The sequence below is a fragment of the Clostridioides sp. ES-W-0018-02 genome, assembly GCF_020658175.1.
Taxonomy (GTDB): Bacteria; Bacillota; Clostridia; order Peptostreptococcales; family Peptostreptococcaceae; genus Clostridioides.
Map to the genome: position 1 here is coordinate 1,301,180 of NZ_JACVVY010000001.1, position 17,141 is coordinate 1,318,320.

The window sequence follows — 17,141 nt, forward strand, 5'->3', positions numbered from 1 at the left end:
TACTTATAAATACAATGCTAATTTTAATCTGTAAAGTATTTTATAACATCTTACAGCCTTAAACTTTTATTGTGCTAATAAATCATTTGAATATTTTGCAGCATCATCTAACGCTTGTTTTGGAGTTTTATCTCCTGAAATCATAGTTTGAAGTTCTTTCCATAAATATTCATATATTTCAACACCATGTGGTCCTACTACCAATGGTCTATATACATCCTTATCATTTTCAACCATTGCTTTAAATCTTTCATCACCTTGATATGGTTCACCTTTTGTTATTGGTGCTCTTGGTATCGCTTTATGGAATTCTGTCATTGATTCAACACTTAACATATGTTGTATTAATTTATATGCAAGTTTTTTATCTTTTGCTGATGACATTAAAGATAAATGGTCTACTGCTCCAAAAGTTGCAGCTTTCTTGTCTTCTAAACCAGTCACAAATCCCCAATTTAAATCTGGGAATGACTTATCAAATACACTTGTTGCAGCAGAAGACAACATTATAGTAAAGGCTGCTTTCCCTGGTCCAAATACACTTTCTATCATTTCATTGCTATCTTTAGATAAAGAATCTTCAGGTACATATGCTTGTAATTCTTTTAAGAAATTAGCTGCTTCTAAACCACTCTTATCATTAAATTTAACTGATTTTAAATCATCATTAAATATATCTCCACCAGCTTGCCATAAATATGGATACCAGTTCCAGTTCATGTTACCAAAAGTTTTAGCTCCCCATCCTTGAGCTAATCCCCATTGGTCTATTTTTCCATCGCCATCAGTATCCTTTGTTGCTTTTTGGCAGATTCTTTTAAAATCTTCCCATGTTTTAGGAGGTTTTTCTCCTATTTTATCTAGAATATCTTTGTTATAGTATAATACACCTGGATTTGCTGCTTGGAATGGCATTCCATACATTCCACCCATCATTTCAGATGTTTTTATGTAAATAGATTGTTCTTTATCCTCTTTAGTTGCATAATCAGTTAAATCTTCTACTGCTCCACTTTGTATAAACTGAGGATACATTTCTGCATACATATATCCAACATCAGGGCCTTCATCAGCACTTATGGCTGTTGCAAATTTTTCTGAATAATTTTCCCAAGGAATTATCTGTAAATCTACTTCACAGTTATTTTTTTCCTCAAATTTATCTAAAATAGGGTCCCAAACTTCCTTCATATTATCTTCTACTGGTGGCATCCAAAGAACTAGCTTTTCTTTTTCCCCATCCTTTTTTGCATCTTTTCCACTACCACTTGAACACCCTGTTATAAGTGTTGTAGTCATAATTGCCACCATAGCTAGTGAACACAATTTTTTCAACATACTCACCTTAATTCCCTCCATCTTGTTTGGTTTTTCTTTTTTCATTGTAATTCTACATAATTTTACTCCATTTAAAATATTATCAAAGCATGTATTTCTTGTCTAATCAGTTTTTTCTATATATTTTTTTTTATTATAGTTTTTTTCTATAGTGCCATTTTTAATTTTATTTTTTATGGCAATAAATATAGTTAAAATAAACTAGAATCTTTTAGTAAAATTTTTAATTTTAAAGTCTCTTTTATTAAATTACAACACAAAAAATAGACCATATAATTATATGGTCTGTTTTCATCTACTTAAAAAAGTTTATTTTTTAGGTCTAAGTTCAGCTTTATCTCTTTTTATTTCTTCTAATATTTCTTTTAAATTATACTCAACACTAGAAAGCACATCTTCTGCATATTCAATTGAACCAATTCTTATCTCATTGGCTATTCTTTCAGCCCTATCAACTATATCCTTAGCTCTTTGGTCTGCTTGAACAACAGGTTCACTTGACTCTACATAGGCTTTTACTACATCTTCAGAATTTTTCTTTAATTCTTCTATATTTTCTTGATATTCTTGCTGTATTCTTTCAGCTTCTTTTTGTGCTTGTTCAACTATGTTTGTAGCATCTTGTTTAGCTTGGCTTATTATTTTATTTCTTTCTTTATTTATCCAGACTGCCTGTGTTACTTCCTCTGGTATTAAAGTTCTTATATCATTAACTATTGCTAAAACTTCATCCTTATCTACAGTGCATTTATGAGAAAACGGAATTGTAGAAGCACTTCTAAATATCTCCTCTAACTGATCAAATAGTTCAATCATTTCTAAATCTATCTTCATATATCAATTACCCCCAGTAGTTTTTTTCTTTAATTCTTCCAAAACAATTTTTGGAACCAAATTTTTTATATCAGCATCAAAGAGCAAAACCTCTTTTATTAAAGATGAACTTATAAATGAATATTTTGTACAACTTGGTAAAATTATAGTCTCTATATCTGGATTAAGCTCTCTATTCATATGAGCCATTTGAAGCTCATAATCAACATCTGCACCACTTCTTACACCTCTAACTAATGCTCCAATTCCATTTTCTTGACAGTAACTTATTAATAGCCCATCAAAAGTTACAACTTTTATATTCTCTAGATGGCTTGTACTTTTTTTTATAAGTTCTACTCTTTCATCAAAGCTAAATAGACCTTTTTTATTAGGATTATTTAGGACTCCTATTTGTAATTCGTCAAATAACTTCGAAGCCCTGCAAATAATATCTAAATGTCCATTAGTGATTGGGTCAAAGCTTCCTGCAAATATAGCTTTTCTAGGTTTATTTTCCATTTTATGCCTCCATCTTATAAAAAGTTAATGTAGTATTTCCATATTTTTTATCTTTAGTTTTTTCTAACTTACATATTTTATCTGGAAATAAATCATTAGTATCATGTTCTACAACTATTATTCCATCTTCATTCAATAAATTGGAATTATCAATTTTTTCAATAGCTTCTATAAACATATTTTTATAATAAGGAGGGTCCATAAAAATTATGTCAAATTTACTATTTTGTAACTTAAGCTTATCTATAGCAGTTTTAAAATCAAGGTTTAAAATAAAACTCTCATTTTCAACCCTTGCTTTTTTTATATTAGATTTAACAATTTCTATACTTTCTTTACTAATATCTACAAAAGTACATTCTTTGGCACCTCTTGACAAACACTCTATCCCTAAAGAACCAGTTCCAGCAAATAAATCTAGAACTTCACTTTCCATTATATATGAATTTATTATATTAAATAAAGACTCTTTTACTCTATCTGTTGTTGGCCTTACATCTTCATTTTTTGGAGTATTTAATTTTAATCCTCTTGCTTTTCCTGAAATTACTCTCAATATGACAATCTCCCTTCAGCACATTCTTACATCAATAATATTTTAACATAAATTAAAATCAATTTAATGAAATTTCTTCCAATGTATCTTTAAATTTATCTATAATTTCCTTTTTAAGTGGAATATTCTCTTTCAATTGTAGATTATTATCTTCACCTAATATATATCGAGCTTCCTGCTGTGCTAATTTTAATATTTTTATATGCTTAAACAAATTTGCTACTTTTAATTCTGGAAGTCCATGTTGTCTGGTCCCAAAAAACTCTCCAGGTCCTCTTATTTCTAAATCCTTTTCTGAAATTCTAAACCCATCATTTGTTTCTTCCATTATAGACATTCTCTGCCTGCATACATCTGTTTTAGAGTCGTAAATTAGCACACAATATGACTTATGGCTTCCTCTCCCAACTCTACCTCTAAGCTGATGTAATTGTGCAAGTCCAAACCTTTCAGCATTCTCTATTATCATTAGAGTTGCATTTGGCACATTGACCCCAACTTCTATAACTGTTGTTGAAACCAAAATATCTATTTCTTTATTCTTAAAGTTACTCATTACTTCATCTTTTTCACTTGATTTCATTTTCCCATGAAGAAGTCCAAGTCTTAAATCTGAGAAGTATTCAGCTCTTAATTCCTCTACTAATTCAACAGCTGACTTAGCTTCTATTGATTCACTTTCTTCAACTAGTGGACATACAATATATACTTGCCTTCCCGATTCAACTTCTCTTCTTACTAGGTTATTGTAAGCTCTATCTCTCTTGCTCTTTTCAATAGCAAGTGTTTCTATTGGCTGTCTACCTGGTGGGAGTTCATCTATAATAGAAATATCTAAATCTCCATAAAGTATAAGTGCTAATGTTCTTGGTATTGGTGTTGCTGTCATTACCAGTATATCTGGATTTATTCCTTTTAATGAAAGTCTACTTCTTTGCATAACTCCAAATCTATGCTGCTCATCTGTTATAACTAGACCAATATTATTAAATTCAACTTTATCTTCAATTAATGCATGTGTTCCTATCAATATATCAATTTCATTATTTTTAATTTGTTCTAATACCATATCTTTTTGTTTTTTTGTAAGACTACCTATTAATAGACCTACATTTATACCAAAATCTTTTAAGGTTTCAGTAAGTGAAATATAATGCTGTCCTGCTAATATCTCTGTAGGTGCCATCAAAGCTCCTTGATAACCATTTAAGACACAATTTGCAAGTGCTAAGAGAGCAACTACTGTTTTACCACTACCTACATCACCTTGAACTAATCTATTCATTATTTTATCAGAATTCATATCATTTATAATTTCATCTAATGCTCTATTCTGAGCTTTAGTCAATTTAAATGGTAAAGAACTTATTATATTCTTTAAACTTTCACTTGTTGTAAATTTTATTCCGTTTTCTTTATTTCTTCCACTTTTAAATACAAACAGTCCCAACTGTAATATAAGTAATTCTTCAAATACAATTCTATATAAAGCTATTTTTAACGATTCCTTATTGCTTGGTGAATGAATATTTCTAACTGCAAAATCTATATTACATAATCTATATTTTTCTATAATTCTTTGTGGCATATATTCTTGTATAATTAATTCCTTATCTTCAAGTACAGTCTTAATTATGCTCATAATCTCTTTATTTGTAACACCATATGTAAGTTGATACACTGGCATAAATCTACATGTATTTTTAGGTGAATTAGTAAGGTACTCTAATTCACACGATGTAAGTTCTAAGTTATTAAATCTTTTCTTAACTTTTCCAAAAACCAATATTGAATCTCCAGGTCTAAATGTATTTTTTATATAAGTTTTATTAAAAAACACTAGTTTAGCCGAACCAGTTTCATCTTTTACATCAATCTTTGTTAAAGTCATTCCTTCTTTTGGACTAAATGTATTTATATTTGATATTACTGCTTTTATTGTAGCTTTTTCATCATTCTCCAACTGCGCTATTTTCTTAAGATTGTTTCTATCTTCAAATTGCCTTGGAAAATAATACAATAAATCTTTTAATGTGAATATACCCAGCTTATTTAGCTTACATGCCTTTTTAGGTCCTATCCCTTTAACATATTGAACATCTTTATATAAATCCAACAAATATATCACCTACTACACAAAAATCCTGTACAACCAACTTTATAAAAGCTACATGGTCATACAGGTTCTTATAATCATTATTCAACTGAAATTAAGTAATAATAAAGAGGTTGTCCTCCATAATATAATTCCACATCTACATCTTCAAATTTTTCTTCTAAAGAAGTACGAAGTTCATTTGCCTGAGATTCTGTAACATCTTCACCAAAGAATAAAGTTATTATAGCAGTATCCTCATCAACCAATTTTTCAATAAGATTTGATGTTACTTCATCTACATAATCCCCTGCTGATAATAATTTACCTTCTGCAATTCCAATTATATTACCTTCTTTAACATCAATTTCATTCATTACTGTATCCCTAACAGCAAAAGTTACTTGACCTGATTTAACTGAATTTAAAGCATTCATCATAGCTTCTTCATTTTCATCTTCACTTAATTCTCCATTAAATGTTACTAATGCAGCAAATCCTTGAGGTGTGTTTTTTGTAGGTATAACTATTATATTTTTATCACTCAATTCTTTAGCTTGGTTAGCAGCCATTATTATATTGCTGTTATTTGGGAAAATAAATATATTTTTAGCATTTATATCCTTTATGGCATTCATAAAATCTTCAGTACTTGGATTCATAGTTTGACCACCTTCTATTATATGGTCAACACCAAAGTCTTTAAATATATTTGCTAATCCTTCACCCATTGAAGTAGCTATGAATCCAAATTCTCTTTCTTCTTCTAAAGGCTCACTATCATTTTCTTTTTTTTCTTCTACTTCCAATATTGTATTTTCATGTTGTAACTTCATATTTTCTATTTTTATAGTTAATAATTGACCATACTTTAGAGCTTCTTGAAGCACGTTTCCTGGGTCATTAGTGTGTACATGTACCTTTATGACTCCATCATCTCCAACTACTGCTAAACTATCGCCATAAGCCATCATTATATCTCGTATTTTCGTATCTTCTACTTTAGAACTTTCTAGTATAAATTCTGTACAATAACAGTATTTTATATCATCTGTGCCAGTACTATTCTTTGGGAAGTCTATATTTGTTGCAATATTAGTGTCTAGGCTAGTATTTTTTATTTCTATATTGTTACCTTTCATAGAAGCTAACATACCTTCATATATAAGTACAAGCCCTTTTCCTCCAGAATCAACTACACCAGCATCCTTCAGATTTTTTAGAAGGTCTGGAGTTCTTTCTAGTGAAGCATTTGATTCCTTTACAAGCATACTTAAAAACTTTACTACATCTTTTTCTTTTTTAGCAGCTTTTACTGCAAACTCTCCGCTCTCTCTAACTACAGTAAGTATAGTTCCTTCAATTGGTTTTATTACAGCTTTATAAGCTGTATCAGAACCATTTTTAAAAGCTTTTGCTAAATCATCTGTTGATAATTTACTTTTTCCCTCTATAGACTTAGCTATACCTCTAATTATTTGTGAAAGTATAACTCCTGAGTTTCCTCTTGCACCCATTAAAGAACCTTTAGATAGTGCTTTTCCGATGTCTGATATATTATCATTGTCTACTTTCGCTAACTCTTTTAAGGCATAAGATATAGTTAAGGACATATTAGTCCCTGTATCTCCATCTGGTACAGGGAATACATTTAATTTGTCAACTAAATCTTTATTGTTTTGGAGATTGTTTGCACCTGAAATGAACATCTCTCTTAACCTTTTACCATCTATATACTGAATCATTTCTTTCCTCCTATAAAATTACTTCACTCTTATTCCTTGTACATTAATATCAATTTTAGTGACTCTTACACCAGTCATCTTTTCAACTACATATTTAACTCTATCTATTATGTTATTTGCAACTGTAGATATATTTGTACCATATTGTATTATAACATAAAGTTCTATTGCTATGGCATCTTCTTCTACTTCTTCTACTCTAACACCTTTAGTAGCATTTTCACCTTTTAATAATTCTACTATTCCTTTAGATTTAGATGCTAAACCTACTAGACCATAACTTTCCATTGCAGCTCTATATGTGACTTGAGCTATTACTTGATTATCTATTTCTATACTTCCATATTGATTCATTACCTTTGCACTCATGGTTGACCCCCTTAAGTTTTTTTTATTAAAAATGTTTCTTAATTTATTTTTTACTATTTTTACTTATTTATTATATAAAATTATAATCATATCATACTATAAATATGGTATAATTTAAACCTAGAAAAGTTTTTGGATAAAATTTCTTGTACTGTCTATATATTTAAAGAAAAATAATAATTATTTTTCAAATATATTTACTTTATATAAAATTATATATATAATTTTATATGATAATGAGAAATTCTTCAATATATGTAAGGCAAATATATATTTCTATTGCAAATTTTTGTTATTTATGATAATATAAATATGTTTTTAGTCTTTAAATAGTTATCATTTTAAGGAGGTGTGCGTAGATGGCAAAAGTATGTAGCGTATGTGGTAAAGGTAAGGTTTCTGGAAACCAAGTATCACACTCAAATAAACATAATAAAAGAACATGGTCAGCTAATTTAAGAAGCGTAAGAGCGATTATAGATGGAGCTCCTAAGAGAGTAAAAGTTTGTACTAGATGTTTACGTTCTGGTAAAATTGAAAGAGCTTAATAGCCACGTTTAAAAGCCTACTTCCGAAAGTAGGCTTTTTAAATTTAATCATTTTTACTCTTTCTCATAAATTTTAAAACTATGTTTGAAATCCATTTTGGTAACTTTATTGTTACTACTTTCATCAATACTCACCCCACACTTTATAGTTAAAATTATTTTAACAAAAAAATAATAATGCTCCACATCCAATAAGTATTAATGCGGTAAGTGCTGACCAAATCCAGCCAGGAAGCAACATAGATAAAATTACTGCCATTCCTGTTGCTAGACACAGTATTCCTAGCAATACCTTAGACTTGTTATTTCTCATGGAACACCTCCACATAGAACTTGTATCTACAAATATTTTCATATTTAAGTTTATGCGATAAGTTCCTATTTTAGACCGATAAATACATTATGTAATTTTAATTTTTTATACTGGAATTATTACTATCTTCTGATGCTGATTCTATAATATCTAAAATACCTCTTTTTTTACTTAACCTTTCAGGTCCACTATATAGAACTACTGGTATAACTTTTGGGAGTTTAAAATCTTTGCTTTCTATTTCTTCAAGACTCTTTTTCATTATAAAGCTTTTCCAAATTTGCTCTCTGTATGATTTTAATCTTGGTACAATCTCAGTATCCATTTCTGTTTGAAACTCCAACACTATATAGTGTGAAATTTTACGATTTTTAGAAAAAACTTTATAAATTATATCTACTTCCTTTCCTTTATATTCACATATAAAAGATGTTTCTAACTCTATACTTTTAAGAGTTAATTCCTTTGCTATTGAGACGCTTGTAAAATTTTGAATCAAACTTAAAAAACTTTCTTTATCTGAATATAACCTTCTATATTCTTCACGTTTTTCTTTGCTTCTTTTTAAATTCATACAATTCCTCCCAGGTTATAGATTCTCTATCTTTTGATAAAAATAATCTATAAATTTTATTTTTTAATTTTCACTAGTGATTATTGACACTTATGATTAAAATATCCAATAAAGATATTTTTTTATATTTTTATTAAAAGATATGAATTTTTATATTTTAATATATTGACATTGACGTTGCGTAAAAGTGTATATTTAATTTATAGGAGGTATTACTTATGGAATATACAGTTCAGAAATTAAGTAAAATAGCTGGTATAAGTACTAGAACCCTTAGATACTATGATGAAATCGAGCTTCTTAAGCCACTTAAAATAAATTCCTCAGGTTATCGTATATATGGTCAAAATGAAGTTAATAAGCTACAACAAATACTTTTTTATAGAGAGTTAGGCATCAGCTTAGAAAATATAAAAAACATTATAAATTCACCAACTTTTGACAGTCTAAATGCATTAAAAGAACATCATAGCAAATTACTAGCTAAAAGAAAACAAATTGACTTACTGATAAAAAATGTAACTAAAACTATAGCATTAAAGGAAGGAAAATATATTATGACAGATTTAGAAAAATTTGAAGGTTTTAAAGAAAAGATGATTGATGAAAATGAAAAAAATTATGGAACTGAAATTAGGGAAAAATATGGTGAAGATGTAATCAATCAATCAAATAGAAAGTTTAAAAATATGTCTAAAAAAGATTATGAAAATTGGCAAGATTTAAGTACTGAGATAATTAGTAAACTCAAAAAAGCTTTTAAAACTGGTGATGCATCTAATGAACTTTCTCAAGAAGTTGTGAGATTGCATCATAAATGGTTGAGTTACACTTGGAATACCTACTCTAAGGAAGCTCATGCTGCTTTAGCACAGATGTATTTAGATGATGAACGTTTTACATCATATTATGATAAAGAACAGCCTGGACTAGCAAAGTTTCTAAGAGATTCCATAGTATTCTATACAAGATAACAATCAATGTAAAGTAATAAAAAGAGTGCTACTTTAAAATAGCACTCTTAAAAAATTTTATTTTTCAAATTATATAGTTATAATCTGTGATAAAAATCTAACTTAGTTTTTATTAAAAGTAATTGTAACTTTAAATAAATCTCCATCTATATCTATCTTCATTTTACCACCTTGTAGCTCTACAAAACTTTTTGCTATTGCTAGACCAAGTCCAGAGCCTTCTGTATTACGTGACTTATCTCCTCTTACAAATCTCTCCATAATATCATCTACACTAAAATCAATTTCAGTTGCTGACATGTTTCTAAGCATGATATTTACTTGTCTATCTGTTTCTAAAATATCAATATATACTCTTGAATTTGGCATTGCATATTTACTTATATTTATTATAAGATTCTCAAATACTCTAAATGTACGTTGACTATCTAATGGTAATATTATTTTTTCGCTAGAAAAATTATTTTTTATTTTCAGTGATGACTCTGCTATCTTATCATCTAATTCTAGTAATGTCTGTTTCATTAGAGATATAATATCTACATTTACTATGTTTAAGTGTACATCTCCACTATTTACTTTACTCACTTCAAATAAATCTTCTATTAAGTGTTGTAGTCTTTGTGACTTTCTATCCAATGTATCAATATACATTTTACGATTTTCATCTGTTATATTTTCATCCTTTAGTAAATCTATATAAGTGATTATAGATGTCAAAGGTGTTTTTAAGTCATGTGACACATTTGATATAAGCTCTGTTTTCATTTTTTGACTTTTAACTTCTTCATCTACAGCTTTTTTAAATCCAGATTGAATATTTCCAAGCTCATCTTTAATAGGATTAAAGAACCCTAAATCATCTTCCATATTTGCTTCTAAATTTCCATCTGAAATTTTCTTTGTAACATCTAAAAGTTGATTGTATTCACGTATTGTTTTCTTAGAGTAATCTGACAATACCTTAAATAAAACTATTGAGTAAATTAATGCAAGTATTATTCCAAAGAACCACATACTACACATTATAACTATAATTAATAAGTTTACTGCTAAAATTATAGCTATAGTTTTATTTGGCTTTTCTTTTAAATTTGTCATTCTAACTTGATTAATAACTACTTTACTTGATTTTTTAAACCATTTTAGAAACATCCCTGTCAAAGTATTTTTTACAAAGTACTCTTTTATTCCAACGTTTAGAATATGTTTTAAAAGTACTATAAATACAAATATTATTGAGAAGATTACAAACCAATAAATTAAATTCATTGAGCTTACTAATATATTTGCCATTTTACCACTTATATCATTTTTTATTAGATACTCGACATAATTTCCATTCAATGTGTTACTTATTATATCAGTAGGATATAAAGCTACGATACTCTGTATAATAACAATAGCAATAAAAAGTAACTCTAACGGTATTCTTGTGATTATCTCAAACCCTAATAACTCTTTAGATTTTCTATATGGAAATGCTACAGCTACAATTACAACTATAGATATTATGATTTTTATAATCATTGCAGAAATTTCATAATAAGAATTATTCTCTACATTATTTATATATCTACTTATATCATCACTACTATAAATCATCCCATAATTATTATATGAGCTATATGAATTATCTTGGCTTATTACTTTAGGTACCGCATATACCAATGTTTTATTTTTTATTGGAGATAATTTATATGAGATTGAATTTCCATCTAAATCTGTCTCCATCAAATCTTCTCTAGATTTAGATAATAACATTTGGCTGATAATCTTTTGGTCTACTCCATAAGAGTCTACAATATTTACTTTTCCATCTTTATCAAAATTCATCACAAGGTAAAACCTATAATTTGCTTTTATATTTTTAATCTTTTCTTGTCTTTCCTCATCATTCATAGTTGTCTCTTGAGGCTGCTTTTTATCAGATTCCTCTTTTGAAGTGTCATTTTTTGTTGTATCCAGTGCTTTTAACTCTTTATTCTCATTAAAAAGCTCAAAGTTATTTTCTTTATCAACTAAATAGTATTTTAAGTTTTTACTTGAATTATCAATAAAAGATTCCCATTCATCAAATTTTTCATTAAAATCTGCATTAATACTCTCATCAGTGTAATAGGTTTCTGAACCTTCATATGCGCTTTTCTCTTTACTAGTATTTTTTATATAATTTATAGTTTCTTCACTTAAAAAAAGCTTCGAAGGTTGTATCATCTTACCTTCTTGTTCTTCTTTCATATTGTGGTCTAAAACATAACTTCCTTTATATATGCTATCTACAAATCCTTCTTGCTCAAATGGATTTTTAGCTCCACCTTTAGCAGCTGACTGTATAGTCGAATATTGGCTAATCATACCTAATGATGCTGATAACATAAGTATAAAGACTATCACACTGATTATATATTTTTCCTTAAATTTTTTCGATTTTATATCCAACACCCCACACCACCTTTAAATATTTTGGATTTTTTGGGTCAATTTCTATCTTCTCCCTTATATTTCTAACATGTACCATAACTGTATCTGTGTTTACAGCATTTTCATTCCAAACTCTTTCATATATTTCGTCTGCAGAAAAAACCCTTCCTGCATTTCTCATAAGTAAACTTAATATCTTAAATTCTATAGGAGTTGTTTTTATATAATTTCCATCAATACTGACTTCTTTTGTATTTTCATTTAATTCTAATCCACCTATTACAAATATACCTTCATTATTTTCTGAACTTTCTTCTTTATTTTTTATCATATTTAGATACTTAGTATATCTTCTAAGTTGCGAATTAACTCTAGCCAATAACTCTAATGGCTTAAAAGGTTTTGTTACATAATCATCCGCTCCGATGTTAAGCCCCATTATTTTATCAACTTCTTCTGATTTTGCAGATAACATTATCACTGGAAAATTATGATTTTCTCTAAGTTTCATTGTAAGCGTTATTCCATCCATTTGAGGCATCATTATATCAACTATAGCTAAGTGTATTTCTTGGCTTTCTATAATTTTAAGACCTTCCAATCCATTGTAACCTTTAAAAACATTATACCCTTGATTTAAAAGGTATATTTCTATAGCATCTGCTATTTCCTTTTCATCTTCTACCACCAAAATATTATATGAATTCATTTTAATCTCCTTTATATCAATTAATTTATAAACTACCTTTACATATATGATTATACAATATGATAGAAGTTTTTCCATTTTTTTATAAATTTATAGTGGTCTATTCTAATTATTTATCTTTGATGTCCATTTTAGAACCCTCCCTTTAATTTAACTTCAATACTGTTTTACTTTATTTATATATCTAATATTAAAGCTAAAAACTTAAGATATTATATATACTTTTCTAAAGATTTTCTAAAGATTTAAATTTACTTGTTTTAATATACACAAAAAAAGTAGGTATTATTGTATTAATTAAATCAACAACCTGAAACATAAATTTAATATCAATAAAATCTACTTTTTAGTTTTTGCATATTTATTTTTAGTTTATTTACTTTTTATAAAAATTCTTGTTTTTATTTTATAAATGTACATATGTCTTCCACTGGTTTTTTAGATGGACTTCTTAAGTTGTCTTCTGGTACTCCAAGTGCTAACATTGCACCTAAAAAGTATTCGCCTTTTTCAAACCCTGTTTCTGCCTCTAAAACAGATTCTATCTCATCTGCTGCATAGTTTTGACTTGTCAACCAACAAGAACCATATCCAAGTTCAATTGCTGATAATGTAAAGTTTTCAATTGCTGCTCCTAAACTTTGCATGCCTGGATTTCTTATAAATAACTTATCTATAGTCTCTTTAGGTGCATTTATAAGTTCTAACTCATAATAGCCTGATGGGTTGTATACCTTTGTAAAAACTAATACCAAAACTGGAGCTTTTAAATAAAATAAAGTAAAGTTTGGCACAAATTTTCTAAATCTATTAGCTTTTTCTACTGATACTTTGTCCATCTCTACAAGTATTTCTTGTTGTTTTTTAGTTATCACATCTGCTATCTTTTCCATTAAATCACGACGCTTTATAACTACAAAATGCCAGTTTTGAATGTTTTTACCTGATGGAGCTGCCCCTGCTGCTTTTACCATTTTCAAAATATCTTCATCTAAAACATCTTGTTCTTTAAATTTTCTTACACTTTGTCTTTTGTAAATAGTATCTTGTAATTCCATTTTTAAGTCCCCCTGTAGATTATTTTTTTAATTTAAAAACAAACTTTAAACTTCCCTTATTTTAATATATCATGTTCTAACAAATCTTTAAATGACTCTATAGAATAATCATACTCATCCACATTTCCAAAACCATATTTTGCATATACAAAAGGAATCCCAGCAAATTTAGCACTATTTGCATCCCCTTGAGTATCTCCAATATAGATTGGATTAGTTAGTTTATTTCTATCAATTATGAGTTTATTATTTTCACCTTTATGCAATCCAGTATTTCCAGGACACTCAAAATCTATAAAGTAATTTTCTAGCTTATGTGCTTTTAAAAAAGATTCTATATATCCTTTTTGACAATTACTTACTATAAATAATTTATATTTTTTAGATAATTCTCCAAGAGTATTTTCTATGTCTTCAAATAATTTGCCTCCATATTCAGATAAGTAATCACATTCTCTTGCAGAACATTCATCTAATATATTCATTCTTTCTTCTTCATCTAAATCTGGAAAGAAACGCTTTGCTATTTCATCAAATGAAAGACCCATAACACTTCTAAATAATTCTACTGTAACATTTAAACCTATATCCTCACGTTTATCTAAGACCTCTTGCCATACCTTACATACTCCTTCAGTTGAATCCCATAGAGTTCCATCTAAATCAAAAATAATACTGTCTATCACAAAAAATCCCCCTTGCGTCAAAAATTATTATTTATTTATAATTATATATTAAAAAGCAGATACAATTATAAATATATTTTACTTGATTGTATCTGCTCTGTAATATAAAATCAATTATTAAAGTCCATTTTTATAAATTTCTAATTACAAGTACACATCCCTGCTCTACTTTAATTTTACAAGAATTCCCTAACATAACATTGGATATTCCAATAGGTACTGAATACTTCATATAATAATCATCCAAAGGATATTCCAAGCCAGTAAGTGTTACTCCTTTAGCATCTCCTTTTACAGCTATTACAGAAATAGTATCTCCTTTGTTTCCAAACAAGGTAAATTCTTCATTTTCAACTATATACATCTCTTCTTTATCTGAGAGTATCCTAGAATATATGCCATCTTCTTTTAAATAATATAATAGCTTTATATTTGCAAGGGTATGGTCAATTCTCCCACCTAAAGCACCAAAAAAATCAATATGGTTAGCTTTAAGAGTTTTAGCTAAAAAAAGACATAGTTCTGTATCAGTTTCATCCTTTTTAGATGGAAATTTTTCAAATTTAACACCTTGATTTCTATAGAAATTTATCTTGTCTTCTTCTACTGAATCTAAATCTCCCAAAATATAATCTGGTATTATATCCATTTTGTAGGTGTGATTTGCTCCTCCATCTGCACATATTATGCAGTCATAACATTCTTTAAGTATAATATCTCTTGTAATTTTATAATCTTCAATTTCACCATTTAAAACAATACAGATTTTCATACCTAAGTCTAAACTAATTCTTCAAGAGAAGCATTCTTTCTAAATAAATTAACTGTTTCTTGAATGTCATCACTTCCAAATATTGCAGAGCCTGCTACTATTACGTTAGCTCCTGCTTGCACAACTTCAGCCACATTTTTAGGACTTATACCACCATCAACTTCTATATCAATATTTAATCCTTTACTATCTATAAGTGTTTTTAATTCTTTAATTTTATCTAACACACAAGGTATGAATGATTGTCCTCCAAATCCAGGATTAACAGACATTAAAAGCACCATATCTAAATCAGATAGTACATGTTTAATAGTATCTATTGGTGTTGCTGGATTAAGCACTACACCTGCCTTTATTCCATGTGATTTTATATTTTGTATAGTTCTATGTAGATGTGTACAAGCTTCCTGATGAACAGTTATTATATCACATCCTGCTTTTACGAACTCTTCAATATATTGGTCTGGATTCTCTATCATTAGATGAGCATCAAATACCATATTTATATTCTCTTTTTTTAAACTTTTAACTACAAGTGGTCCTAGTGTGATATTTGGTACAAAATGTCCATCCATTACATCGATATGAAGATATTCACATCCTGCACTTTCCACTTTTCTTACATCCTCTAATAATTTTGCAAAATCTGCTGATAATATTGATGGTGCTAATTTAATCATGTTTCTAATACCTCCTACTGTTATTTTGTCTTATTTCATTTAGTAGCTGTATATAACTATCATATCTTTCTTTAGATATTTCTCCATTTGCAACAGCTTCTTTTATAGCACAATTAGGTTCATTTTCATGAATACATTTTGAACCAAACTTACAATCATTAAATTTATCAAATTCTATAAAATAATCTTTAAGTTCAACTTCTTCTATGTCTTCAAGTGCAAGTGAACTAAAACCTGGTGTATCTGCAACCATTCCACCAAACTCCAACTTTAAAAGTTCAGCATGACGAGTGGTATGTTTTCCTCTTTTTATTTTATCACTTACTACACCTGTTTGCAGTTGAAAATTTTCATCTATTTCATTTAATAAACTCGATTTTCCAACTCCAGACGGTCCTGCAAATACTACTACATTTTCTTTTAATTCATCTTTTACTTTATCTATATTTAACTTAGTGACATTACTTACAGGAATAACCTTATATCCACTAAGCTCGTATATCTTTTTAACATGCTCTAATATGTTATCATCATCTAAATCTGCTTTTGTAAGGATTATTACAGTTTCTAAATTTTCTTTTTCTGCCAAAACTATAAATCTATCTAAAAGAGATAAGTTTGGTTTAGGATTTTTTATTGCAAATACTATTAGTGCCTTATCTACATTTGCTATAGGTGGTCTTATAAGTTCTGTGTCTCTACTATCTATTTCTTCCACAATTCCCTTTTTTTCATCTTCATCAACAACACTTATTTTAACTCTGTCACCAACTAAAGGTGTTACTTTTTGCTTTCTAAATATACCTCTAGCCTTACATTCATAAAGACCTTTTTCTGTATCTACATAATAAAATCCACTAATCCCTTTTATAATTTTTCCTTCTAGCATCAAATACCTCCCTTTATAAAATTATATAAACCTATACTGTTTATGAGTAGTATATAGTGTTATTCTTTCCTATTTT

18 protein-coding genes are annotated in these 17,141 nt (G+C 28.2%); 2 read left to right on the forward strand and 16 right to left on the reverse strand.

The annotated features are described in order from the left end of the window. Positions 1–66: 66 nt before the first annotated feature. From IC219_RS05730 to IC219_RS05760, 7 genes are all read right to left on the reverse strand, one after another. Entirely contained in the window at positions 67–1,383 is a 1,317-nt protein-coding gene (locus IC219_RS05730; protein ID WP_227845603.1) for an ABC transporter substrate-binding protein, read from the reverse strand. 264 nt (positions 1,384–1,647) lie between these two features. Next, the gene (locus IC219_RS05735; protein WP_227432496.1) at positions 1,648–2,172 is read right to left on the reverse strand and encodes a hypothetical protein; all 525 of its coding nucleotides are present in this window, start codon (positions 2,170–2,172) and stop codon (positions 1,648–1,650) included. A 3-nt stretch (positions 2,173–2,175) separates the two neighbouring features. Next, entirely contained in the window at positions 2,176–2,673 is a 498-nt protein-coding gene (coaD, locus tag IC219_RS05740; protein WP_227432495.1) for a pantetheine-phosphate adenylyltransferase, read from the reverse strand. A gap of 1 nt (position 2,674) precedes the next feature. Next, entirely contained in the window at positions 2,675–3,229 is a 555-nt protein-coding gene (gene rsmD, locus IC219_RS05745; RefSeq protein ID WP_227432494.1) for a 16S rRNA (guanine(966)-N(2))-methyltransferase RsmD, read from the reverse strand. 58 nt (positions 3,230–3,287) lie between these two features. Next, on the reverse strand, positions 3,288–5,345 hold the full coding sequence (recG, locus tag IC219_RS05750) for an ATP-dependent DNA helicase RecG (RefSeq protein WP_227432493.1): 2,058 nt from the start codon (positions 5,343–5,345) through the stop codon (positions 3,288–3,290). An 80-nt stretch (positions 5,346–5,425) separates the two neighbouring features. Further along, positions 5,426–7,069 (reverse strand): DAK2 domain-containing protein, encoded by a 1,644-nt coding sequence (locus IC219_RS05755; protein ID WP_227432492.1) that lies wholly within the window; start codon positions 7,067–7,069, stop codon positions 5,426–5,428. Positions 7,070–7,087: 18 nt separating this feature from the next. Further along, positions 7,088–7,438, reverse strand: coding sequence for an Asp23/Gls24 family envelope stress response protein (locus IC219_RS05760; protein WP_227432491.1), 351 nt, complete (start codon positions 7,436–7,438; stop codon positions 7,088–7,090). 359 nt (positions 7,439–7,797) lie between these two features. Here IC219_RS05760 and rpmB point away from each other — a divergent pair, with 359 nt between their 5' ends. Further along, entirely contained in the window at positions 7,798–7,986 is a 189-nt protein-coding gene (gene rpmB, locus IC219_RS05765) for a 50S ribosomal protein L28 (protein ID WP_003416297.1), read from the forward strand. Positions 7,987–8,146: 160 nt separating this feature from the next. Here the strand turns inward: rpmB and IC219_RS05770 are convergent, their stop codons facing one another. Both IC219_RS05770 and IC219_RS05775 read right to left on the reverse strand, forming a co-directional pair. Then, a complete protein-coding gene (locus IC219_RS05770; RefSeq protein WP_009893656.1) occupies positions 8,147–8,299 on the reverse strand; it encodes a hypothetical protein in 153 nt (50 codons plus the stop codon). Between the two features lie 97 nt (positions 8,300–8,396). Next, positions 8,397–8,873: an Rpn family recombination-promoting nuclease/putative transposase gene (locus IC219_RS05775; protein WP_227432490.1), complete on the reverse strand. Its 477-nt coding sequence runs from the start codon at positions 8,871–8,873 to the stop codon at positions 8,397–8,399. Between the two features lie 218 nt (positions 8,874–9,091). On the opposite strand from IC219_RS05775, the gene IC219_RS05780 reads away from it, so the two are divergent. Beyond that, positions 9,092–9,847 (forward strand): MerR family transcriptional regulator, encoded by a 756-nt coding sequence (locus tag IC219_RS05780; protein WP_227830773.1) that lies wholly within the window; start codon positions 9,092–9,094, stop codon positions 9,845–9,847. Positions 9,848–9,949: 102 nt separating this feature from the next. Here the strand turns inward: IC219_RS05780 and IC219_RS05785 are convergent, their stop codons facing one another. The 7 genes from IC219_RS05785 to rsgA all read right to left on the reverse strand — a co-directional run bounded on the left by IC219_RS05785 (position 9,950) and on the right by rsgA (position 17,065). Next, positions 9,950–12,292: a sensor histidine kinase gene (locus tag IC219_RS05785; protein WP_227432489.1), complete on the reverse strand. Its 2,343-nt coding sequence runs from the start codon at positions 12,290–12,292 to the stop codon at positions 9,950–9,952. After that, entirely contained in the window at positions 12,264–12,980 is a 717-nt protein-coding gene (locus tag IC219_RS05790) for a response regulator transcription factor (protein WP_227432488.1), read from the reverse strand. Before IC219_RS05790 ends, IC219_RS05785 begins: the two co-directional genes overlap by 29 nt. Positions 12,981–13,381: 401 nt before the next feature. After that, complete coding sequence (locus IC219_RS05795; RefSeq protein ID WP_227432487.1) at positions 13,382–14,038, reverse strand: nitroreductase family protein; 657 nt, start codon at positions 14,036–14,038, stop codon at positions 13,382–13,384. Positions 14,039–14,094: 56 nt separating this feature from the next. Further along, complete coding sequence (locus IC219_RS05800) at positions 14,095–14,724, reverse strand: HAD family hydrolase (protein ID WP_227432486.1); 630 nt, start codon at positions 14,722–14,724, stop codon at positions 14,095–14,097. Positions 14,725–14,854: 130 nt separating this feature from the next. Beyond that, positions 14,855–15,496, reverse strand: coding sequence for a thiamine diphosphokinase (locus IC219_RS05805; protein WP_227432485.1), 642 nt, complete (start codon positions 15,494–15,496; stop codon positions 14,855–14,857). 8 nt (positions 15,497–15,504) lie between these two features. Beyond that, positions 15,505–16,176, reverse strand: a complete 672-nt coding sequence (gene rpe / locus IC219_RS05810; protein WP_227432484.1) for a ribulose-phosphate 3-epimerase — start codon at positions 16,174–16,176, stop codon at positions 15,505–15,507. Positions 16,177–16,180: 4 nt separating this feature from the next. Beyond that, positions 16,181–17,065: a ribosome small subunit-dependent GTPase A gene (rsgA, locus tag IC219_RS05815; protein WP_227432483.1), complete on the reverse strand. Its 885-nt coding sequence runs from the start codon at positions 17,063–17,065 to the stop codon at positions 16,181–16,183. Positions 17,066–17,141: the final 76 nt, after the last annotated feature.